Annotated in this window: 20 protein-coding genes; 4 read left to right on the top strand and 16 right to left on the bottom strand. The window is 62.8% G+C overall.

Annotated features, from left to right (window positions below; translation table 11 throughout):
* Positions 1 to 99 precede the first annotated feature (99 nt).
* The 13 genes from KF712_07530 to KF712_07470 all read right to left on the bottom strand — a co-directional run bounded on the left by KF712_07530 (position 100) and on the right by KF712_07470 (position 11658).
* Positions 100 to 918: an FAD:protein FMN transferase gene (locus KF712_07530; protein ID MBX3740823.1), complete on the bottom strand. Its 819-nt coding sequence runs from the start codon at positions 916 to 918 to the stop codon at positions 100 to 102.
* Positions 915 to 2609 carry an FMN-binding protein gene (locus KF712_07525; GenBank protein ID MBX3740822.1) on the bottom strand — a complete coding sequence of 565 codons (1695 nt, stop codon included), beginning with the start codon at positions 2607 to 2609 and terminating at the stop codon, positions 915 to 917. Before KF712_07525 ends, KF712_07530 begins: the two co-directional genes overlap by 4 nt.
* The gene (locus KF712_07520) at positions 2560 to 4404 is read right to left on the bottom strand and encodes an FAD-dependent oxidoreductase (protein ID MBX3740821.1); all 1845 of its coding nucleotides are present in this window, start codon (positions 4402 to 4404) and stop codon (positions 2560 to 2562) included. Before KF712_07520 ends, KF712_07525 begins: the two co-directional genes overlap by 50 nt.
* A 104-nt stretch (positions 4405 to 4508) precedes the next feature.
* Positions 4509 to 5150, bottom strand: a complete 642-nt coding sequence (locus KF712_07515; GenBank protein ID MBX3740820.1) for an SDR family NAD(P)-dependent oxidoreductase — start codon at positions 5148 to 5150, stop codon at positions 4509 to 4511.
* Between the two features lie 292 nt (positions 5151 to 5442).
* Complete coding sequence (locus KF712_07510; GenBank protein MBX3740819.1) at positions 5443 to 5772, bottom strand: low molecular weight protein tyrosine phosphatase family protein; 330 nt, start codon at positions 5770 to 5772, stop codon at positions 5443 to 5445.
* Between the two features lie 73 nt (positions 5773 to 5845).
* Positions 5846 to 7159 carry a 2-oxo acid dehydrogenase subunit E2 gene (locus tag KF712_07505; protein MBX3740818.1) on the bottom strand — a complete coding sequence of 438 codons (1314 nt, stop codon included), beginning with the start codon at positions 7157 to 7159 and terminating at the stop codon, positions 5846 to 5848.
* Positions 7160 to 7297: 138 nt separating this feature from the next.
* Entirely contained in the window at positions 7298 to 7687 is a 390-nt protein-coding gene (locus tag KF712_07500) for a hypothetical protein (protein MBX3740817.1), read from the bottom strand.
* A gap of 166 nt (positions 7688 to 7853) precedes the next feature.
* A complete protein-coding gene (locus KF712_07495; GenBank protein ID MBX3740816.1) occupies positions 7854 to 8153 on the bottom strand; it encodes a hypothetical protein in 300 nt (99 codons plus the stop codon).
* A 41-nt stretch (positions 8154 to 8194) separates the two neighbouring features.
* Complete coding sequence (locus tag KF712_07490; GenBank protein ID MBX3740815.1) at positions 8195 to 8596, bottom strand: type II toxin-antitoxin system death-on-curing family toxin; 402 nt, start codon at positions 8594 to 8596, stop codon at positions 8195 to 8197.
* 5 nt (positions 8597 to 8601) lie between these two features.
* Positions 8602 to 8829, bottom strand: coding sequence for an AbrB/MazE/SpoVT family DNA-binding domain-containing protein (locus KF712_07485; protein ID MBX3740814.1), 228 nt, complete (start codon positions 8827 to 8829; stop codon positions 8602 to 8604).
* A 104-nt stretch (positions 8830 to 8933) separates the two neighbouring features.
* Complete coding sequence (locus KF712_07480) at positions 8934 to 9920, bottom strand: alpha-ketoacid dehydrogenase subunit beta (protein MBX3740813.1); 987 nt, start codon at positions 9918 to 9920, stop codon at positions 8934 to 8936.
* Positions 9921 to 9957: 37 nt separating this feature from the next.
* On the bottom strand, positions 9958 to 11034 hold the full coding sequence (gene pdhA / locus KF712_07475; GenBank protein ID MBX3740812.1) for a pyruvate dehydrogenase (acetyl-transferring) E1 component subunit alpha: 1077 nt from the start codon (positions 11032 to 11034) through the stop codon (positions 9958 to 9960).
* Between the two features lie 54 nt (positions 11035 to 11088).
* Positions 11089 to 11658: a hypothetical protein gene (locus KF712_07470; GenBank protein ID MBX3740811.1), complete on the bottom strand. Its 570-nt coding sequence runs from the start codon at positions 11656 to 11658 to the stop codon at positions 11089 to 11091.
* A gap of 146 nt (positions 11659 to 11804) precedes the next feature.
* Here KF712_07470 and mnmG point away from each other — a divergent pair, with 146 nt between their 5' ends.
* Entirely contained in the window at positions 11805 to 13679 is a 1875-nt protein-coding gene (gene mnmG, locus KF712_07465; protein ID MBX3740810.1) for a tRNA uridine-5-carboxymethylaminomethyl(34) synthesis enzyme MnmG, read from the top strand.
* Between the two features lie 124 nt (positions 13680 to 13803).
* Here the strand turns inward: mnmG and KF712_07460 are convergent, their stop codons facing one another.
* Positions 13804 to 14217, bottom strand: coding sequence for an acyl-CoA thioesterase (locus KF712_07460; protein ID MBX3740809.1), 414 nt, complete (start codon positions 14215 to 14217; stop codon positions 13804 to 13806).
* 106 nt (positions 14218 to 14323) lie between these two features.
* Between KF712_07460 and KF712_07455 the strand changes: the two genes are divergently transcribed.
* From KF712_07455 to priA, 3 genes are all read left to right on the top strand, one after another.
* Positions 14324 to 16129, top strand: coding sequence for a hypothetical protein (locus KF712_07455; protein MBX3740808.1), 1806 nt, complete (start codon positions 14324 to 14326; stop codon positions 16127 to 16129).
* 163 nt (positions 16130 to 16292) lie between these two features.
* A complete protein-coding gene (locus tag KF712_07450; protein ID MBX3740807.1) occupies positions 16293 to 18269 on the top strand; it encodes an ankyrin repeat domain-containing protein in 1977 nt (658 codons plus the stop codon).
* A gap of 87 nt (positions 18270 to 18356) precedes the next feature.
* Entirely contained in the window at positions 18357 to 20585 is a 2229-nt protein-coding gene (gene priA / locus KF712_07445; protein ID MBX3740806.1) for a primosomal protein N', read from the top strand.
* A gap of 298 nt (positions 20586 to 20883) precedes the next feature.
* Here priA and KF712_07440 read toward each other — a convergent pair whose 3' ends face one another.
* Together KF712_07440 and KF712_07435 are read right to left on the bottom strand one after the other, a co-directional pair.
* On the bottom strand, positions 20884 to 21150 hold the full coding sequence (locus KF712_07440) for a hypothetical protein (protein MBX3740805.1): 267 nt from the start codon (positions 21148 to 21150) through the stop codon (positions 20884 to 20886).
* Between the two features lie 40 nt (positions 21151 to 21190).
* Positions 21191 to 22168 carry an ABC transporter permease gene (locus KF712_07435; GenBank protein ID MBX3740804.1) on the bottom strand — a complete coding sequence of 326 codons (978 nt, stop codon included), beginning with the start codon at positions 22166 to 22168 and terminating at the stop codon, positions 21191 to 21193.
* Positions 22169 to 22176 lie beyond the last annotated feature (8 nt).

Raw genomic sequence — 22176 nt, 5'->3', positions numbered from 1 at the left:
ACTTCCCCCCGGACGGAGCGCCGGCTTCAGCCGGCTTGGCTTCGCTGGCAGGATTCTCCGTGGCGGACTGAAATCCGCGACCCATCCGGCACCTCCACCTCACGGATGCTGCCAGGAAACCCGGAGTTCCGGCAGATCCCCCTTGTACTCCGGTCCTAGTACGAAAACCGCAGTAGCCCATGCGGAGGCCGTCGCGCAGTCCCCGGCGATGACCGTCACAGATGACGGCGGGCGGATGACGGACCGGCCCGTCGCGGGATCGATGATGTGGGTGGCCAGCCCCGCGTCCGTCTGCCGGAACTGGCGGTAGTTGCCGCTGGTGGCAACGGCCTGGTTCTCCAGCATCACCACATGATCCGCCACGGATTCCGCGACCAGCGGCTTCTCGATCTCCACCGGCCACGGCCCGCCAACGGCCCGTACCTCTCCGGCGAGGGCGAACACGAAGTCACCCATCCCCAGCCCGCGGAGACGTTCGCAAACACGGTCCACGGCGAATCCCTTGCCGATGGAGGAAAGATCCACCCCTTTTCCCGCCGGTCCGAATCCCGCCGCATGCACCTCCGCCAGGAGATGATGGTCGAATGCCCCCCCTGATTTCCGTTTGATCCCGTCCGCCAGTTCCAGCACCCGTGACAGCTCCACCGTGGCGGGTTCCCCGCGGTTGAACCGTGAAAGATCCGAATCCCCCCGCCACTGGCTGAGCACCTGCTCCCATTTCTCCAGCGTGGCGGCGACTTCGGCTTTCAGGGCGACGGGTTCCGGCGCCTTTCCCCGCCACTCCAGCGTCCAGCGGGTGCCCATCGCCGATCCATGGATGGCGGTCGCACCACCACCGGATTTCCGGATCAGGATGACGGCGAGCATCGCCAGCACCAACAGGACGAAGCCCGGCAGCACGATGGACCTTCCGCTCATCGCTTGATGATTACCAGCACGACGGAAGCGAGGACAAGCGTCCCCGCGATGGAATCCTTCGATGTCCACCTCCCCGGGGCATGGGTCAGGAACTTGAACATGGCGCCGGTGGGGCAGCCATAGTGGCAATACGCCTGCGGGAGGAAGAACGCGCCGATGATGCCGATGGTGAAAATGGCAGCCGGGATGAAAGCGACGAACCCGCTGCTCCACGTCTCGAAAGGCTCGAAGTAGGCGAATGGAATGCCACTGCCAAGGAACGCCAGCACCCAGATCACGCCGAGCGTGAGCCACGGCACCCGCTCCATGACGGCATGGACCTTCCGCGGCAGGGGAAAGCGCTTCTTGATCACCTGCCCGGCGAGGGTCTGTGCGGCTCCATGGGGGCAGATCCGGGCGCAATAGATGTTCTTTCCCGTGAAGGCGGGCACCACCATCGCCACTGCGGTCAGCACCAGCAGCGGCAGCGCGCCGCGCAGGTTGAAGCCATTCTCACCCCAGCCGACCAACTGGTCCTGGCTGACCATCCAGCCCAACGTCACACCGGCCGCCACGGAAATGACCGCGAAGCCGAGCCGGATCTTCGCCTTGTTGCCCCACTTCGCCAGGCCAACCACCACACCGAGGCCGATCCATGAGAAGGCGAGCGCGCTTTTCCAGGGAAAGCCATGTTTGCCCTCCTCCGCGGCATGCCGGCGGAGCATTTCGTGAACACTTTCGATCACCGCGTAGGTGGTGACACTCGCTCCGCTGACAAAGAGGCTCTCCGACTGCTCCGGATCCTCCTTCATGACGTCCGCCACATTCTTTCCGGCGAAGCCGTCACCATACTTCATCTCCTCCCGCACATCATCGATGTACGGGACGTTGTCACGGCTCCCCAGGAAACCCACACCCAGGATCTTCCCTCCGGATGCGTCCAGACAGACGATGACATCCGAGGTGCCATTGAAACCGCGGGCGGAAACACCCATCCGGCTGCTGCGGAGTACGGTGCCCATCGTAGTGCCGCCCTTGAGGATGTGGAAGGCACCCGGCTCGCGGGTTTCCGCGATGGCATCCGCTCCCGGAAACCACTTCGCGATCCACTCCAGCTTCAGGGGTTCCGGGAACCATTCGTCCATGCCCTCCGCACCGAAACGCGCCGCGATCCCGCGGGCGATGGCCTCGCTGGTGATGGTGGCGCCGGAAACCACGCGCGGTCTCTGCAGCTTGCCGAGGGTGGATTCCGCCTTGCCGGTCCACTGTTCCCAGAAAGGGAGGTCATCACGGACCATCTTCACGTGTCCGGCGGTGTCCGCGCTGTCCAGGAAACGCACCGCCTTCACGGCGCGGTTGGCGTCAAAGATCACGAGGACCTCGCTCGGTCCGGAGTAGCCCTGGATCTTCGCTCCCTGGGGAAAATTCGAGGTGGCCCACCCGATTGGGGTGTCGCCATTGGCGTCCAGCAGGGGATAGATCCCTTCGCTGGGGTTCCCGACCGATGCCGTGTTCGGGAAAACGGACTTCGCCTCCGTGAGGAGGCGGTCCGGGTCAAGCGAAGGCCCGGCCTTCGGCAGCGCCCGCAGACATGCGAGCGCCGCCAGAATGATGCCGAGCCGGTAGCAGGCGATCGCCCACTTTTTCAGCCGCCGCCTGCCCTCAGAGGGAAGGCGTTTTGGCTTTGTCGTCGAGGGACTTGCGCAGCTCATCGATGTTCTCCACGCGTTCTTTGCCTGGCTTTTTCCAGAGCGTCTTCACTTCATCGAGGTGCTTGGTGTAGATGTCGCGTGGCATGCAGTCACGCGCGGTCGCCAGGGCGGCGGCGCGGCCGACGGTCACACCCATCATGCCGATGGTCTTCATCACGCGGATCGTGCCGAGCGCGTCGCGGTTCACGCTGATGTTGCGGCCTGCCATGAACAGGTTCGGCACGTTGCGGGAGTAGAGCGTGCGGTAGGGGATCGGGTAGCCGACGTTCTTGTCCACACCCTTGCCGTGCACGGCGCGGGAGATGAACGGCCGGCCGGGGATCGAGTCCTTGTACTTCTCAAGCGGGTAGTGGAGGTCGATCGACCAGGTGGTCAGCACCGTCGCGTCGTTGAATTCCTTCTTGCCGACGATTTCCTCACCGGAGAGCACCACATCACCGAGGATCTGCACGGTTTCACGGGTGCCACCCACGTAGGCGAGCCAGGTGAGGGCGGCGTTCTCGTGCTTGTTCGGGTCACGGTCGGCGTAGGCACCGTGGTTCTTGATGGCGTTCCAGGCGCTGAACGAGGCGAGCAGGTTCAGGTCGCGGATGTTTTCGAGGTCGTTGATCGGGTGATCGTCATAACCGCTCTCCCAGAACCATTCCGCGTGGCCGAAGCCGTGGCGGATACGGGGATAAGGGAAGCTGTTGGCGTCGAACTTCAGCATCCATGGCTGGTCGGGGAATTTCACCGGCTCGGCCTGGTTCTCCCACATCCACATGTTGCTCATGCCCATGCGGCCCTTTTCAGCCATCTCGGTGTCGGCTTTCGACCAGAGGCCGATGAAACCGTGACCGGTGCAGTCCGCGAAGAGACGGCCGTTGATGCGCTTGATCTTGCCGGCTTCCACATCGACGGCTTTGACGGAGGCGATCTTGCCTTCCTTCATGTCCACGCCGTAGGCATGGTGGCCGAGGTAAAGGGTGATGTTCTTCTCCGCTTTCACGGCGTCCATCTTCTTGTCATCGACGAATTCCTTCGCCGGAGCGGGGGAGGCGGATGCCTTGTCCTCGAACTCCTTGATGATGTCGGCCAGCGGATACTCGCTCGGCGGATAGTTGCCCATCGCCCAGACCCGGATCTCGGAGGAACCATTGCCGCCGAGAACCTGGCGGTTCTGGATGAGCGCGACCTTCGCACCCATACGGGCTGCGGAGATCGCAGCGCCCAGACCGCCGTAACCACCACCCACGACGACGAGGTCGTAGTTCCCGGTGTCCTCGATGGCGCTTGGCACACCCGGGATCTTCCATGCGGTCCGCTCCTCAAAGGTGGCGTCGCCCGGCGGGGTGAACGCCTCATCACTGCTGAAAAGGACTGCGTCCGCACGGCCGTCGAAGCCGGTGAGGTCCTTGAGCGCGATCTTCACCTTGCCGGCCTTCAGGTCCACCTTGCCGGCGGGCTGCCAGGTCCACTTGGTGTCGTCCTTGCCGAGTTCCGCGACGAGCGGCTTGCCGTCGATGGAGATTTGGAAGCGTCCGGCGCTGTCCTTCTGGCCGAGGCGTTTGGTCCAGTCGATGGTGCGGACCCAGACACGGTAGTTGCCGGCTTCCTTGACCTCGACTTCGGTGTTGGCATCCGCCACCGGTTTGCCGAGGCCGTGGGCGATCAGGTAGGGAGAACCCATGGTCTCGATGAACTGGGTATCGACTCCCCAGCCTCCCTTGTCGGTGAACTGTTCCGCTTCAACGAGGAAAGTGCCGGCGTGCAACGGCAACGCGGCGGAGAGGCATATGGGTAAAAGAAATTTCATGTGTTGTCTCTGGGCTTGGTTAAGGAGCGTGGTGATACTCGACGCGGAGTGCTAGTTTTTCAAAAAAAGAAAGCAGGGAAAGCCGAATCATCGGCAAGTGGAAACTAAGGCCGATTGTCCAACCGGAAGATCTGGCCGCTGGTGTGCGGCAGACCGTCATGCAGGTAACGGACGAATCCAGCCACCGCCCCGACCGTGTTGAAACGGCCCAAACAGTGTTCGCCCGATATTTCATGACGCCTGCGTGGTGTGACATCATCCGTCATTTTCGTTTCGAGAAAACCAGGCAGGATGGCATTGACCCGCACGTTCGCCCCACCATGGATCCGGGCCAGGGAAGCTGTCAGTCCGAGCAACGCGGCCTTTGCCGTGGCATAGGCAGCCTGGCCCGCGGGCGGGTGGATGGCGGAATGACTGGAGATGAAGACGATGTGACCTTCCCTCCGGTCCCTCATGCCCGGCAATACCGCGGCAGCCGCGGCGGCAGCTCCATCGAAGTTCACTTTCACGATCCGGTCCCAGTCCTCCGGCGACGTTCTCGCCACCAGTGCGTCAGAGATCACCCCCGCGCAACACACCAGGAGATCCACCGGACCAGACTGGAAATACTCCGCAACCCTTGCCGCGTCGGAGACATCCAATACGTCGCGGCCGGGGGCATCAACCTGCCACCCTTCTTCGCTGAACACAGCGGCGATCTCCTTTCCGAGATCTCCCCGGCCACCTGTGATGACGATTCTCTTCACCAACGCGACGCTGCAACGAACGGCACGGAGCGGCAAGCACCGGGATATTCCCAGAGATCCGTTCAAAGGCTGTGGATAACCTCCGAATGTCTGGGAAAAGGAAGTTTGTCAGATCCTTCCAAAGCCACTTTTTCCCGGAGGGTGCAGGTTACTGCCCACGTTATTCTTTCCGTGGAACGCCGGTCACTGCAATGGGGAACAGCCGTTCCGGGAGGTTGTTCACACGATTAAGAAGATGATCTTATGAGGTCAAAAATGAAGAATTCATCAGAGAGCGGATCAAACGGGAGGCTCACGGCAGATAACGGGCACACTTCACTTTCAGGATCCTGACCAGCTCCTCATCCATGTAGTCGTAGTCGTCCGGAATACCCAGGACAACGACCCGCTTGCCCTTCAGGGAGGCGCTGTGGTGCCTCGCCAGCCGGTTCCGGTGGGTGGACTCCATCACCAGGATGAGGTCTGCCCAACGCAGTTGCTCGGGGCTGAGTGGAACGATGGCGTCATGGTTCAGTCCGGCGGAGTCCACCTCGATCCCGGGGGTGTCCGAGAAGATCGTTTCCGCGGTGGGGCTGCGGAGTTTGTTCTGCGAACAGATGAAGAGGAGCTTTCTGGCGGCCATGGGGGGAATGCGGAAAGCGGCGGGTCCCGGAAAGGAGCCGCCGCTTGGGGAATTGGTGAATCCGTTCCCGGGATCAGAGGAGCATGAGAGCGGGTTGCTCCAGCAGCTTCTTGATCTGGGCGAGGAACTCGGCTCCCACGGCACCATCGACAACGCGGTGGTCACAGGAGAGGCCGATGTTCATGCGGAGGCCGGGGACGATCTGGCCGTTCTTGACGACAGGCTTCTCGATGGCGGCTCCCACGGAGAGGATGGCGGCTTGCGGCGGGTTGACGATCGCGTCGAAGGACTCGATGCCCCAGGCACCCAGGTTCGAGACGGTGATGGTGCCGCCGTCGAATTCGTCCGGCTTGAGTTTCTTCTCCTTGGCGCGCTTGGCGAAGTCCTTGACCGCCTGGGAAATGGCGAGCAGCGACTGGGTTTCCGCCTTCTTGATGACCGGGGTGACGAGGCCGTCCTCGATGGCGATGGCGACGGAAAGGCCGACGTGCTTGAACTTCACGATGTGGTCACCGGCGAAGGAAGCATTGATGGCGGGCACCGCCTCTGCCGCACGGATGGTGGCCAGGAGGATGAAGTCGTTGACGGAGAACTTGTTGCCGTGGGTTTTCTCCGCTTGGTCGTTGACCTGCTTTCGGAGGGTCATGAGCGGGGAGGCGTCCACTTCCAGGTGGAGGTAGAAATGGGGGATGGTGACCTTCGAAGTCAGCAGGCGGGATGCGATGATCTTCCGCATGCTGGAAAGTTCGATGCGTTCGTCGCCTTCTTTTGCGGTCGGAAGGATCGCTTGGGCGGCAGGTGCCGGTGCTGCGGCAGGAGCGGAGGCCTTGCCTTTCGCGGAGGCGGCCAGGGCGGCTGCGGCTGCGGCGTCGCTGGAAGGTTTCTTCGCCGGTGAGGAGGAGGCGCTTTCGACGTCCTTCTTCACGATCCGGCCGGCCGGGCCACTGCCGGTGACATTGCCGAGATCAACATTGAGGTCTGCGGCGATCTTGCGTGCGAGAGGGGATGCCTTGATCCGCTCACCGTCTTCACGGGCTGCGGCTGCCGGTGCGGGAGCGCTTTCGGCAGGTGCCGCTTCGGCTTTTGGCTCGGCTGCCTTTTCTTCGGCAGGTGCGGCGGCTTTCTCAGGTGCGGGAGCACTGCCACCGGATTCCCCACCGAGAACGGCCAGGACTGAACCGATGGTCGCCTTGTCGCCTTCCTGCACGCGGATCTCCGTCAGCACGCCTTCGTCGAAGGCTTCCATCTCCATCGTTGCCTTGTCAGTTTCGACCTCCGCGAGGATGTCGCCGATCTCGACGTTATCGCCGACTTTTTTGTGCCATTTGATAAGGGTGCCCTCGGTCATGGTGTCCGAGAGTTTTGGCATTTCGATGTTCACTGACATGGCTTGGATGAAAATGGGGTCGGGGTGAAGATGGGAGAATAACGGGGGTTTTCCAGCCTTTTCAGGCCTAGGGGGAAAAGAAAAAGCGCGGGGCTTTGGATCGCCGCCGCGCTTTGGAGATGGGTTCTGGCCGGTGCCTCAGGGAGCCAGTGGCTTCATGGAAGGAACGAGGCCCATGTGGGGGCTGCCGGTTCCGCCCTGGACGGTCGCCATCTTGAGGAACTTGTCATGGGAGGTGCCGCAGCAGCCTTTCTTCGGGCAATAGAAGCGGACGCAGGAACCGCAGCTCACTTTGACCTTCTTGGTGACGGTCTTGTAGCGGGGGACCTTCTTCTCGACGGTCTCGGTGATGCCGCCTTTGGCACCCGGAGTGTGGACTTGCTCGGTGACAATGTCGTAGCCGCAGGTCTTCACCTTCTTGGTGACGGTGCGGTAGTCGGCGGTTGGCGCACCACCGAACATGGAGCAACAGGAGGAGAAGCCGAGGGAAACGGCGACGAGGGAGACGAGGAGCAGCAGGTTTTTCATGACGGGTTCGAGTTTTTGTTGGAAATCAGAAGAGACAGCAGCAGGAGCTGAGGGCGATCGCCACGGCGGCGAGTGCGAGACGGACGGCAATGCGTTTCATATTGGTGGAAATGCTAGAAGCCGCGGATGTCTTGGCAATGAAAAAGCACCATGGCAGGGCCTGAATCTAACCGGTGGTCACCTTTGTCACCACTCCTTTTTCAACGGTGAAGTTGAGGCGCTCCGGCCGGTAGTCGCGGGTGACGGGGAAGTCCTCGCCGTCCTTTCTAACAACACGGCAGGGGAGGTCGGCCTCCTTCGCCTTCGCCTCGGCCGCCTCAAGGGTCAGTCCGACGAAAGAATCCGGTGTGGGGACGGCATCGGAAGGCTGCTTTTCGGCGGCATCCGGCGGTGGTGGATCCGGAGCGTTCTTCGGCTGGCAGGCGGCGGTGAGCAGGGCGAGGGGCAGGAAAAGGGACGCTTTCATAACTCCTAAATTCGGATGGAAGGTTCGGGGTGCAAGGATTTTCAAGCGGCCGGCGCTGTGACCGACCGCAGCCAGGCGGCGAAGGATTCCTCCGTGTGGTCGCCGGCGGCGAGGGCGAGAAAGTGGGGATACTTCTCCTCTTCTCCCACAAGGAAGAAGATACCATTCAGGTTGAGGAAAAGTTCGCAGGCGATGGCAGCGGTTCGCTTGTTGCCGTCGAGGAAGGGATGATTCTTGGCAAGACCGTGGGCGTAGCTGGCGGCGAGCTGGCAGAGATCCGGTGGCGGATCCCCGTAGCACCAAAGTTGCTGCGGCCGTGCGATGGCGGAGAGGAAGAGTCCTTCGTCCCGGATTCCCGGCAGTCCACCGTGCTCGGCGAGCTGCCGCTGATGAACGAGGCGCAAGGTTGTCCCCGCCACCCACTCAGGTTCTGGAGCACTCATAATGATTACTGGGCGAGTTTCCTGAGCATGTTCCGGTTCTCGCGCATGATCCGCTCAGCCACCTCCATCTGGCGGGCGACGGTTTCATCGAAAGGAGTCAGAAGAAGGCCATCGGGGGTCTCCGTAAGGGTAATGCTGTCGCCTTTGCTCACCCGGAGTTTTTCCAAAACCTCCTTGGGAAGGATGACTCCAGCCGAGTTTCCGATGGTTGTGATCTTCAGAGTCGCATTCATGTCCGTTGAGTTATAACTCATGTTCAAACGGAATCAAGATGCTAAAAAACCCGGCACACGGAAAGCGCGCCGGGTCTTGAAATTCTGGAGCTTCAGCCGATTGATCAACCGAGGGCCAGCACCTTCTCCACGATCCGGCGTGGATTCGGAAGCTGTTCGTTCTCAATGTGCGGCGAGTAGATCGCAGGCGCATCGATAGTGGTCACCCGCTTGATCGGCGCGTCGAGGTAGTCGAAGGCGTGTTCCTGGATGAGGTGGGAAACCATCGCGGAGACACCGCCGAAGCCTTTCGATTCATCCACCAAGACGACGCGGTTGGTCTTCTTGACGGTCTTGAGGATGGCGTCCTGGTCGAGCGGGCGGATCGAGCGGAGGTCGAGCACCTCGGCGTTGATGTTGTGCTTTTCCTTGAGGATCTCCGCGGCGGCGAGCGCTTGGATCACGGAGCGGCCGTGGGCGATGAGCGAGACATCGGAGCCTTCGCGCTTGATGTCGGCCAGGCCGAGCGGCACGACGAAGTCACCGTCGGCGGGATCCGGCACGGAACCGGTGGTGCCGTAGAGAAGGGTGTTCTCCATGACATAGACGGGGTCGTTGTCGCGGATGGCGGCCTTGATCAGACCTTTCGCATCAGCCGGGGTCGCGGGTGCGCAGACCTTCAGACCGGGGAATGCGGCGAAAAGGCCTTCCGGAATGTGGGAGTGCGTGGCACCCACACCGGTGCCGCCGTTGGCAGGACCGCGGACGACGATCGGGCAGTTGGCGAGGCCACCGGACATGTAGCGGACGCAGGCGGCATTGTTGACGAGCTGGTCGAAGGCCACGGAGTGGAAGGACCAGAACATCAGCTCCATGACCGGACGGACGCCCAGCATGGAGGCACCGATGCCCATGCCGATGAAGCCAGCTTCGGAGATGGGGGTATCGACAATGCGCTTGTCACCCCACTTTTTCCAGAGGCCTTCGGTCACCTTGTAGGCACCGTTGTATTGGGCGACCTCCTCGCCCATCAGGACGACGTTCTCGTCGCGGGCGAGTTCCTCATCGAGACCTTCGCGGAGCGCTTCACGGTAGGTAAGAATGCGTGACATGTAAGTAAAAGAGAGAGGTGTGAAGGTTGATGGGAAATCAGTCGTTGAAGAAGTGGCGGCCGATCTTGGAGGCTTCCGTGTTGTTGTCGGTCTCCCAATAGACGTCGGTCATGATGTCGGCGACGGTCGGCGGCGGGGACTCCTCCGCGAACTTGACGGCGTCGGCGGCTTCAGCTTGGGCAGCCTTGCTGATCTCCTCGGCGGATTCTTCGGTGAGAACCCCTTCGGCAATGAGCTTGCTGCGGAACAGGTTGATCGGATCGTGGTTCTGCTTGTAGTTCTCGATCTCCTCCGGCGTGCGGTATTTCTTGGCATTGGCGTCCGCGACGCTGTGGCCGTAGTAGCGGTAGGTGTCGATCTCCAGCAGGGTGGGGCGGCTTTCGTTGTGCGCACGCTCCAGGGCGATCTGGGTCTTGGCCCGGACCTCATAGACGTCCGAGCCGTTGATGACGTCCCACTCCATGTCGTAGCCTTCGGCCCGTTGGGCGAGGCAACCCTTGTAGGCGGAGGAACGCTTCTGGGAGGTGCCCATCGAGTAACCGTTGTTCTCGATGACGAAGATCACCGGGATGTCGAAAAGGGAGGCGAGGTTGAGGGACTCGTGGAAGGCACCTTGGTTGACCGCGCCGTCACCGAGGTAGCAAAGGCAGGCACCTTTCTTGCCGAGGTATTTCACGCCGTAGGCGAGGCCGAGACCGAGCGGGGTCTGGCCGGCGACGATGCCATGGCCACCCCAGTAGTTCTTGTCCGGCGCGAAGTAGTGCATGGAACCGCCCTTGCCTTTCGAGCAGCCCGTCTGCTTGCCGTAGTTCTCCGCCATGCACTCGTTCATGCCCATGCCGGAAGCGAGGCCGTGGCCGTGGTTGCGGTAGGCGGTGATCACGTGGTCATCCTTGCCGCAGAGGGAGATGGTGCCGACGGCGACAGACTCCTGACCGATGTAAAGGTGGAGAAAGCCGCCCATCTTGCCCGCATTGTAGTATTTGAGCGAAGCCTGCTCGAACCGGCGGATGCGGACCATCTGGGTGAAGAGGTCGATCTTCTGCTCAGCGGTGAGGCTCTTGTTGATCGCGGCGGTCGAGAAATCGAGAGGGGTCGAGGTGGCGCTGGACATGGACTGGCGTTTGGGAGAAAGGGACTTAGAAAGCGGCGGAGGCGTGGGCAAGACTTATCTTGCAGGGATGTGGGAAGGGGAGGTGGCAGGGACTGGCACCGACCAGCGGGCGGCGAGGAAGAGGGCGGTGAACAGCACGTTCGCGGCCACCAGATTCCGCAGGAAGATCCACGTCGGACCAAAGCCGACGGGGCCGCTCCACTGCGCCTGGATGAATCCGGCGAAGGTCTTCGGGTAGAGTGGATCGGCGACGAAAGCCATGAGGTTCGTCAGGAAATAGAACACGACCGCGGAGGCGGCGGCGCCAGCCAGCACCGGACCAGCGGTCGGCTTGCGGCGGATCAGCCCGGCAACGCCGAGGGTGGTGGCGATGCCCGCGACCACGGCGAGGTGGTGCCAACCGAAAACGGCATGTCCTTGGAGCAGGCTGGTGAACGGGTCCGTAACCAGCCAGACGATGCCGGGGACCAGCCAGCGTTGTTTTCCCTGGAGAAAGATGAAGCTGCACAAGAACAGTGCGAGTAGCGGCTGGAAGTTCGGAAGAACCGTCGAGAAGGTGCTGCCCAGCACGCGGAAGACGGCCAGCAAGGCGATCAGGATGAGAACGGGAACCCAGCGGTGCATGCGGCGACGATGGAGGATTTCCCGGGCATGAGCGAGGGGAAAATCCTGTGTTTGAAAGGATTCGCCTCCACTTATGTTCCACGTGGAACATGACCGGATCGGTGCTTGAGGTGGGGAAGTTTGCGGCTAAACTGCGCCCCCGGCCGATGTTCAGATACCCGAAGAGCTACGATGTGATTGTGATTGGTGCCGGCCATGCCGGGGTGGAGGCGGCCTTGGCGGCGGCCCGTCTCGGCTGCGAGGTCGCTGTGCTTACCCAGAACTTGGACACGGTCGGCCAGATGTCCTGCAACCCCGCGATCGGTGGTCTGGCAAAGGGCCACATGGTCCGGGAGATCGATGCCCTCGGCGGTGCGATGGGTCTGAATACGGACGCGACCGCCCTCCAGTGGCGCATGCTCAACGCCTCCAAGGGGCCTTCCGTCCGGGCGCCCCGCGCACAATGCGACAAGAAGGCCTACCAGTTCCGGATGAAGCGGGAGCTGGAGGGCATGCCGGGGGTGGATCTCCATCAAGGCAATGTGGCGCATCTTCTGGTCGAGAACGATCACATCACGGGTGTGATGACATCGCTCGGTATGGAGCTGGTTGGGAAATCCGTCATCCTCAGTGCCGGGACCTTCATGCGCGGCCTCATGCACGTCGGCCTGCGGAATGAAAAGGGCGGACGGATGGGGGACGCCACCTCCACCGTGTCCGACTCGCTGAAGCGCCTCGGCTTCCAAGTCGAGCGGTTCAAGACCGGCACGCCCTGCCGCTTGAATGGCCGCTCCCTCGACTTTTCCAAGTGCGAACGCCAGGAAGGGGATAGTCCCATTCCGAAGTTCAGCTACATCGCCGACACCCTGCTCAGGCAGGACGACGACCTTTTCACATTGAATCCATGGGGTGATCCGACGTTCCACGTGGAACAAATGCCGTGCTGGATCACCTACACCAACCCCGCCACCCACGACATCATACGGGGAAACCTCGACCAATCCCCCATGTATTGCGGGGTGATCGAGGGGGTTGGGCCACGATATTGTCCCTCCATCGAGGACAAGGTGGTCCGTTTTGCCGAGAAGGAACGCCATCAGGTTTTCCTGGAGCCGGAGGGACGGCACACCTTGGAATACTACGTCAACGGGGTCTCCACCTCCCTGCCTTATGAAGTTCAGCTCGCTTTCCTGCGGACCATCCCCGGTCTTGAGAAATGTGAGATCCTCCGGCCCGGCTACGCGGTGGAGTATGATTACTGCCCGCCCACCCAGTTGCTGCCAACACTTGAGACAAAGCGGATCGGTGGTCTGTATTTCGCAGGCCAGATCAACGGAACATCCGGCTACGAAGAGGCGGCAGGGCAGGGACTCATCGCCGGGGCGAATGCCGCGCTGAAAGCCTTGGGACGCCCTGATTTCGTCCTCGGCAGGGATGAAGCCTATCTCGGGGTGATGGTGGATGATCTCGTGACCCGCGGCTGCACGGAGCCGTACCGCATGTTCACCAGCCGCGCTGAATACCGGCTGCTCCTCCGTCAGGACAATGCCGACCTCCGGCTCACCCCGAAGGCCGCTGAGATCGGCCTCGTGGCGGGGGAGAGGGTGCGGCGGATCGAAGAAAAGCAGGCGGAACTCGCCAGAGCGGAGCCATGGGTGCGGCAGACGTCCCACGAGGGAGTGAAGCTGGATCTCTGGCTTCGCCGCAATGAGAACCAATGGGAAACCCTTCCGGAAGCCCTCCTTAAAGAGTTCCACGTGGAACTTTGGCCGCTGATCGAGACCAATTTCAAGTATGAAGGGCACCTCGAACGGCAGCAGGCGCAGATCAACCGCATGTCCCGGCAGGAGAACCGGAGGCTTCCCGGGGATCTCGACTACGCGTCAATCCGTGGTCTGAAAAAGGAAGCACAGGTCCGTTTCACCGAGGTCAAGCCCCTGACCATCGGCCAAGCCAGCCGCATCCCGGGTATCACCCCTGCGGATGTCGCCATGCTGGTCGTCTGGCTGGAGAAGCTGGAACGCGAGACTACAGATAAGTGAAGCTGCCACCTCCTCAAATGGAGATCATCAATCCCAGATGAACGCAGATGAACACGGATTAAGAAATTAGATCTGTGTCTTCAATCTGTGTTTATCTGCGTTCATCTGTGGTTGATGAAACTTCCTATCCGACCCACTCCGCAGGCAGGCGGACAGGCTTGCCTTCCGGCATCTGCACCAGTGCGAGCGACTGCCGCGCGGTGACCAAGGTGATGCCGTCGCTTTCCCGGATCATCTCGAACTGGCACCAGAACCGGGCTTTGGAAATCTCCGCCACGGACCCGCGGATGGTCAGCCAGTCACCCAGCCTCGCGGGCCGGCGGTAGTCGATCTCCGTCCGGGTCACCACCGGGAAAAGCTGGGTTTCCGACATGCTGCGGAGATCCATGCCCATGCCTGCCGCCAGGCGGGTGCGGCAGGTTTCGATCATCCGCAGGTAGGCGATGTTGTGGACCACACCCCCGCAGTCCGTGTCGAAAAACATGACCTCCTCGCGGGTCTCCATCGTCGGGAATGAAATCGGCATGGCAGAACCCATGCCGCAAAGGGCGGCGTTTGCCAAGGGATCGTCATCAGGAGATTGCGCCATGCCGCTGCAATGTTCGCTTGAGGTTCGTCGTAGGAGTGGCCAGTCTCGTTTGAAAATGGCTGCGTGGCGAATCAGTTGCGGAGGATGGATCATCGCCGGAGTGCTGGCGGTGGGGGATGTGGCCGCCGCCGCGGGACACTTTGAATTGCCGAAGGAAGGTCCGGTGGCTTTCCGGCGGGATCGCCTGCCCATCGAGGTGGATCTGATGACCAGTCTCTCTTCCGGTCTGGTGTCATTGAGCCACGCGCAGCGGCGGGAGAATGCGGCGGACCGGAGGATCGTGGCCCAGATGCTGGCTCTCGCCCTCGCCTTGAATCCCGCCAATGACGAGGCTCGTGTGGCTTTGGCTGCAGCCGCCAAGGGCGCACAGGGTGGCAGGGCCGGGAAGCGCGAACTGGAGCGGAGCCGCACCGAGATCTGGGGCGCCCTCAAATGGTTGCGGTCCCCGGAGGCAGGTCCGGACGGTCAGGCACTGGCCGCTTGCCTTGGAGATGTCATTTCCATGGCGGATCCCACCCATCCGGATGCCGCTTCCCTGCTCGAAAAAGGGGAGAAGGGTGCCTGGAAATCCTGGGTCGCGGACCTCAAGGCTTTTGATCAGATACAACCAACTGAAAAAGAGGTTGTTGCAGAAAACATGCCGACCCCGGAGAATGGAACTCCCCAGACCCCGCAGGTACCGTTGCCCCAAGCCAAGCTTCAGTTGGAATCCACCTCCATCCTGACTCCCCTGTGGGGGCTGGACAAGGACACCGGCGACGAACGCCTCCAGCTTACCACCGTGGGGATGAAGGCCTCCATCCTGCCATCTCCGCCACCGGAGGCTCCCGTTGTGAAGCCCATGACCTTTGCCATCGATTTCACGCTGGAGAACGCGCAGGTCAACCGGATGAACCGCACCCTGCACGCGGTGCTGGTGAAGCAGTACGGTGCGCTCCCGGCTGGATCCCAGGTCACCCTGAATCTGGGGGAGGAAACCGCCTACCTTCCGGCGCGGGACCGCGATGCGTTGTCCGGATCGGCGGCCGTGTTGCTGGATGCAGCCCTTTCCGGAAAAGCTCCCGCCGGGATCGTGATCGGAAGGCTGGAACCGGATGGCTCGTTCAAGTCGCCACCGGATGTCTGGGACCGGCTGCGCGCCTTGTCCGCTGGCCCCGGCGGACGTCTGGTGATCCCGGCGGATGCCGCCGAATACCTGCCCTGGATCCTCGCATTGGAGAATCCGGAGTTTTTCCTGAAGTACGACGTCCTGCTCGCGTCCAACCATCAGGAGCTGGTCGAACGGTCCGCCGCGGCGACCGAAAGCCCGCTCACGGAAATCCTGGCCCGCTTTCAGGAAGTGCGGGCCAAGGGAGCGACCCTGCCGATCGGTCAGTACGTGACCAACCGGTTCGTGCGCCAGAGGCTGGCGGAGCTGTCCGTGGAGGCACCGTATTTCGCCTCGCCGAAGCTGCTGGGCATCCAGGGTGCCGGTGAGCGTCCCACGCGGATCTCGCGGAAGATCCTCGCCTTCGAGCTGCGCGGTGCCATGCAGCCGCTGGGGTGGCTGAGGGGGAAGGCCGCTGCTGACATTGATCTCGCCAAGCTCGACAAGAGTTATGATTCCGCCCGGGCGCAGGTGGACAGCTTGGAAAAATACTCGGAGGACCGGGACCTGTTGGCCTCTGTCCGGGAAATGACCACCACCCTGCGCACGTTCTCCCGCGCGCAGCGGCTCAGCCTCTCCCGGGAGCGGGAGGCCGTCGCCGCGGCGGAGGCGTTCGTCGAGATGAGGGAATCCATCAATACCACCTTGAGCAAACTGAACGCCGTGATCGGTGAGGTGGAGGTCGCGGACGACGCGGACGCCGATGGGCAGTGATGGGTGCACGGGTGGGTTGCCGCCTGTTGCCCGATGGAATGATCTTCCGGAAGATGATGTGGGATAAGATGTCTGGATTTCCTGAGTTTTAGCGGACTTGATCTCGCATGGCGGAATCGTTAGCCTCCGCTTGATCGTGAAAAGACGGGGGATTTCAGGAGCCATGCGGGCATGTCTCGTCGTTGTGGCCGCAGGAATGTTCGTATCGTGCGACAGCCCGAAGAAAAAGGCGTTGCGCGGGTTGAGCCGTGCCGGCATCGAGCCGACGGGCCGCTCCCTGGTGGAGGCCGTGGAGGCACGGAATGGTCCTCTCGTCGATTCATTGCTGCTCGCGGAAGTGGATACGGAGCGGAAGGACGCACAGGGCCGCACCCCGTTGCGCCTGAGCGTGGATGCCGATGACCGGTTCACCGCCTTGAGGCTGGTGGACGGAGGTGCGAATGCGGACTCCCGCGCGGCGGATGGCTCCAGCGTGCTCGGTGCCGCCGTCAGGCGGATGGATGCCGCGTTCATCCGCAGGCTGCTGGAGCGCGGGGCCAGCCCGGACGCGACCATGCCCGGTGGCGAGGAGATCCTGCCATGGGCCATCAGGGAGGGGAGCGCGGAGCTGGTGGAGCTGCTGATGGCGGCGGCCCCGGATCCGCACATGACCGACCGCGAGGGGAATCCTCTACTCCACGTGGCCATGCAGGCCGACCGCCGCGACCTCATGGAGGCGATCATCAAGCTGGGCGCGGACCCAGGCCAAAAAAACGCTCGTGGTGAATCCACCCTGCATACCGCGATCCGGAACGGATGGCTGGAGACAATCCCATCCTTGGTGAAAGCCGGGGCCGACCCGAACCTGCCGGGACCATCCGGCCATTCGCCGCTTGCCCAAGCGGTCATGGATGCCGACCTGCCGATGATGGGGCTGCTGCTGGGCACCGGAGCGGATCCGAATTTCCGCCACCCGGTCGGTGAGGACGGGACACTTTCAAAAACGCCGCTGGAGATCGCCTTCACCCACCAGGACCGCCGGGTGTTCCAGGTGTTCCTGGACCGAAAAGTGAAGCTCGAGCAATCCCGGATCGACCGCTGGCTGGCGGACGCGTTGGAGGCGAAGGACATGGGCATGGTGCGGCTGCTGCTGCGCCACGGTGCCCGGCCGAACATCCACGGCAGTGATGGCTGGCTGCCCATCGAGCGGGCCGTGCTGGCGCGTGAGGGGAGCATGGTGAAGCTGCTTTCGGACTACGGCAGTCCTGCGGGCCGCTCGCTGCACCTCGCCGCCGCCGTGGGGGACAGGCTGATGGTGGAGCTGCTGCTGCACCTCGGCATGAACCCGGACGTGGTGCATCCTCCCTTTCTGGACCGCCCCCTTTCCGTGGCCATCCGCCACCGCCATGACGCGGTCGCGGCGGCCTTGGTGAGGGGTGGTGCGAAGATCCGCTTCCCCATGCCGGAAGGCCAGACGCCGCTGCACCTGGCGGTCGCGCTCGGTTGCCCGGCCACGGTGAAAGCCTTGGTCGGTCATGGCGCGGACCCGAACGAAATTTTCGAGATCCCCGCACGGCGTGAGTTCGTCCGTCAGGTCCGTCCGGGCGTCGCACGCTGGGCGCTGCGGGTGGACCGGAACATCACGCCGCTCATGATCGCCGCGGACTCCGGCAACACGGCGGTCGCCCGTCATCTCATCAACGCCGGGGCGAAGAAGAACACTTGGTCCCGGGTGTCCAGTCTGTGGCCCATCAACTTCGCCTCGCGGCGCGCGGATGTGAAGATGATGCGGCTGATTCTCGGACGCGACCCCCACAAGGAGGACCGCCACATCGTGGTCAACCTGAAGGAGCAGAAAGCCAGTGTCTATGACGCGGAGGGGAATGAGATCTTCACCACGAAGGTCTCCACCGGCCGCAAGGGCTATGCGACGCCGACCGGTGAGTACGTCATCACCAACAAGCACCGCGCCTGGACCTCCACCATCTACCACGCCAGCATGCCCTATTTCCAACGGCTGAGCTGCAGTGATTTCGGCCTGCATGCCGGGGTGGTGCCGGGATACCCCGCATCCCACGGCTGCATCCGCGTGCCTGCGGGAAATGCGGCCAAGCTGTTCGCCATGACGGAAGCCGGTGACCGCGTGATGATCGTGCCGTGACCGAAAGTGGCGGCGATCATTGGTCGCCGTCCGTGAGGTATGCCAGTGACTTGGCGCTTGGCCCGCGCATGGACGCGGCGCATCCTCATGGCATTGAACGCGCGCGTGCTCATCGACGGACCTTCGGAGCTGGTCTTCGACTATGGCATCCCCGCCGGGATGAACGTCCGGCCGGGCTGCCGCGTGCGTGTCCCGCTGCGGCGGAAGTCCGCCGCGGGTACCGTCCTCTCCGTCGGTGAGGCGGACGGCCAGGCCGACTTCGCGCTCCGGGAGCTGGAGGCGCTGGTGGAGCCGGAGCCGCTCATCACCCCCGTGCTGCTGGAGACCGGGCGGTGGATAGCGGACTACTATGGGTGCAGTATTGAATCCGTCGTGCGGTCCCTTTTGCCGGAGGCGGTGAGGACGGAGGAGAACTCGGCGAAGACCCGGCGCATTGCCATCCTGGCCGCGGAGCCTGACGCGGCGGCGTTGGAGAAGCTCGGAAAACGCGCGCCCCGCCAGCATGCCATCCTGTCGCTGCTCATGCACGCGGAGGGAAAGAGGATGCCCGTGGCGGATCTCGGCGACGGCTCCGCGGCGACGCTGAAGGCGCTGGAGAAAGCCGGCATGATCACCCTGGAAGCGGAGGAAGTCCGCCGTGACCCGGACGGCGACATGGTGGAGGAGATCCTGGAGTCGAAGCCGTTGCAACTGAACACGGAGCAAGCGGCGGCACTGGAAACCGTGTGCCGGGCCGTGGCGGATCCGCGGGCGGCGAAGCCCATCCTGCTGCTGGGCGTCACCGGATCGGGAAAGACGGAGGTTTATCTTCAGGCGGCGTGGCATGTGCTGGATCTGGGAAAGACGGTGCTCGTCCTGGTGCCGGAGATTTCACTGACGCCTCAGACCGTGCGGCGCTTCAAGGCCCGCTTCGCCGCGATCCAGGATCAGGTCGCCGTGCTGCACTCCAACCTTTCGCAGGGCGAACGCTTTGACGAATGGCACCGCATCCGCAAGGGGAAGGCGCGCATCGTCATCGGCGCGCGGTCGGCGGTGTTCGCGCCGTTGCCTGACCTCGGGCTGATCCTGGTGGATGAGGAGCATGAGAATTCCTACAAGCAGGAGAACCCGCCCCGCTACCACGGCCGGGACGTCGCCGTGCTGCGCGCGCATTTCGAGCCTTGTGCCGTCGTGCTCGGCTCGGCCACCCCGTCGCTGGAATCATGGCAGAACTGCACCACCGGGAAGTATGATCTGGTGAGGCTGACCCAACGGGCGGACGGCCAGTCCATGCCGCTGGTGAGGGTTGTGGACATGCGCCTTGAGAAAGCGAAGATGAAAGGCGGCCTGCCCATCCTTTCCGACAAGCTGCGCACCGCGCTGGAGCAGCGGCTGGAAAAAGGGGAACAGGCGATCCTGTTCCTGAACCGCCGCGGCTTCGCCCGCTCCCTCCAGTGCCCGAAGTGCGGCCATGTCTGCCAGTGCCCGCATTGCGCGGTCGCGCTGACCTACCACCGCACCGACGAGCGGCTGGTCTGCCACGTCTGCGGCCACCAGGCGATCGTCCCGCGCAAGTGCCCGGAATGCCATGACCCCGCCATCATTCTCCAGGGCTTCGGCACGCAGAAGGTGGAGGAGGTGCTGGCGAAGGTGTTCCCGTCCGCGAAGTTCGCGCGCATCGATGCGGACGCCATGCGGCGGAAAAACGCGCTGCGCGACACGTTGAACGCGTTCAAGGCGCACAAGATCGACATCCTCATCGGCACCCAGATGATCGCGAAGGGCCTGCATTTCCCGAACGTGACTCTGGTCGGCATCCTGAACGCGGACCTCGGCCTGCACGTGCCGGACTTCCGGGCGGGCGAGCGCACCTTCCAGCTGCTCACCCAGGTCGCGGGTCGTGCAGGGCGGGGGGACCTCGAGGGAGAGGTCATCGTGCAGACGTTCACGCCGCACTCGCCGTCCATCCAGTACGCGCGGAAACATGACTTCGACGGCTTCTCGGAGCAGGAGATGGAGTTCCGCCACCAGTTCGCCTTTCCGCCCTATTCCCACTGCGCCGTGCTGACGGCACGCTCCACGCATGAACGCAGGGCGGAGTTCACGCTCCAGACCCTGCACCTTCGGCTGGCGGAGGACCTGCCCGCGGGCATGACCCTGGGGGAAGTACTACCTTCACCGTTGATCCGCTCACACGGTCAGTTCCGCTTCCAGATCACCCTCCGCTGCCACCGCGCGCGCGCCCTCACACGCCACGTCCAGGCCGTCCTCGCCAGGACCACACTGCCGGAGGATGTCATCGTCACCTTCGACATGGATGCGCTGAATTTTTCGTAAGGAGGGAGGACATTGCGGCAGAGCCGCTATGTCCGCTGCGCTCCCATTCTTGTCCTCCGGCTGCAATGGGAACCCATAGCAAAGGCATCCCGGGATAGATCCACCTGTCCCTTTATTCGCCAATGCCGCCGAGGGACAGGAGTGTCCCTCCTCCTTACTTCTCCAGCTCCGGCTGTTCCCAGTAAGGAGGGTGGACACTCTTGTCCACCGGCTGCAACGGGAACACAAAGCACACGGATATCGTGATCGCAGAAAGATCTGCTTGCGCCAAGAGACTGACGGAGAAGTGTCTCCAACGCTATTCCCAGCCCGGCGGGAGATTGTCCCCCTCGATATAGTATTTGAGTTCCTCCCTCCACCCCAGGGAAATGTATCCGGTGACGAAGAGATACACCGCCTCCAGTTCCTCCCGCGTCAGTGGTGTCGCGTCAATGGGCCACTGTTTGCCGAGCGTTTGGCGGAGCTGGGCGGTGGAAACGCTGATGGGAATGGAAAACAGGGGACCCTCCGCATCATAACAACTGATGCAGTAGCCCACATGCTCGGGTAGGTGGAATGGCAGCATGGATGGAAAAAAGAACGGCGGACAACGATCACCACCCGTTCTAATCCTTCGCCGACTTCGGATCGAGAGCGTCGCGCAACCCATCCCCCAGGAAGTTCAGCGAGAACAGCGTGGTGGCGAAGAAGAGGGTGGGGAAGAACAGCAGCCACGGATTCGAGATCATGCGGTTCGCGCCTTCGTCGATGAGGATGCCCCAGGAGCTGTGCGGCGGTTTCACCCCCATCGTCAGGAAGGACATCGTCGCCTCCAGCAGCATCACGCTGGGGATGGTGAGCGTGGTGTAGACGATGATCGGTCCCAGCGTGTTCGGCAGGATGTGGCGGAAAAGGATGCGCACCGGTCCCAGGCCCAGCGAGCGGGCCGCTTCCACATACTCCTGTTTCGCCACGCTCTGGACCTGCGCGCGGACGATGCGGGAAACCGTGAGCCAGGACAGCGTGCCGATCGCGATGAACAACGGCACCAGCGTGGTGATCGGCTCCACCTTCGAGCGGATCCGGTTGACGTCGGCGGTCTTCGCATCGCTGCCGCTGATCAGGTTGACGATCCACTCCGTCAGGTCCGCGGTCATCGGCTCCAGCGTCTTGCCCAGCAGGATGACGATGATGAGGAAAGGCAGCGCGTAGAGGATATCCACGATGCGCATCATCAGCGCGTCGATCTTGCCGCCCGCGTAGCCGGCGGTTGCGCCCCAGCACACGCCGATGGAGACGGACACCAGCGTGGTGATGAGGCCAACCGCGATGGAGATGCGGCCTCCGTAGAGCACCCGGGAGAGGATGTCCCGGCCGAGGTGATCGGTGCCGAACCAGTGCGCGCCGGAGGGCGGCAGGTTCTTGTTCGGCAGGTTCTGCGCGTTCGGGTCCTGCAGCAGGTCCTTGATGGCGGGCAGCAGGATGCACGCGCCGATGATGAGGAACAGCAGCACGGCGCTCACCATCGCGGCGCGGTTGCGCTGCAGCCGGTGGAAGGCGTCTTTCCAGAGGGACTGGCTTTTCTCGAAGTCGGTTCCGGACATGGCGGGTA

It is taken from the genome of Akkermansiaceae bacterium (assembly GCA_019634595.1).
Taxonomy (GTDB): domain Bacteria; phylum Verrucomicrobiota; class Verrucomicrobiia; order Verrucomicrobiales; family Akkermansiaceae; genus Luteolibacter.
Note: the sequence above shows the minus strand (reverse complement) of the source record. Positions and strands in the feature narration are given on the sequence as shown.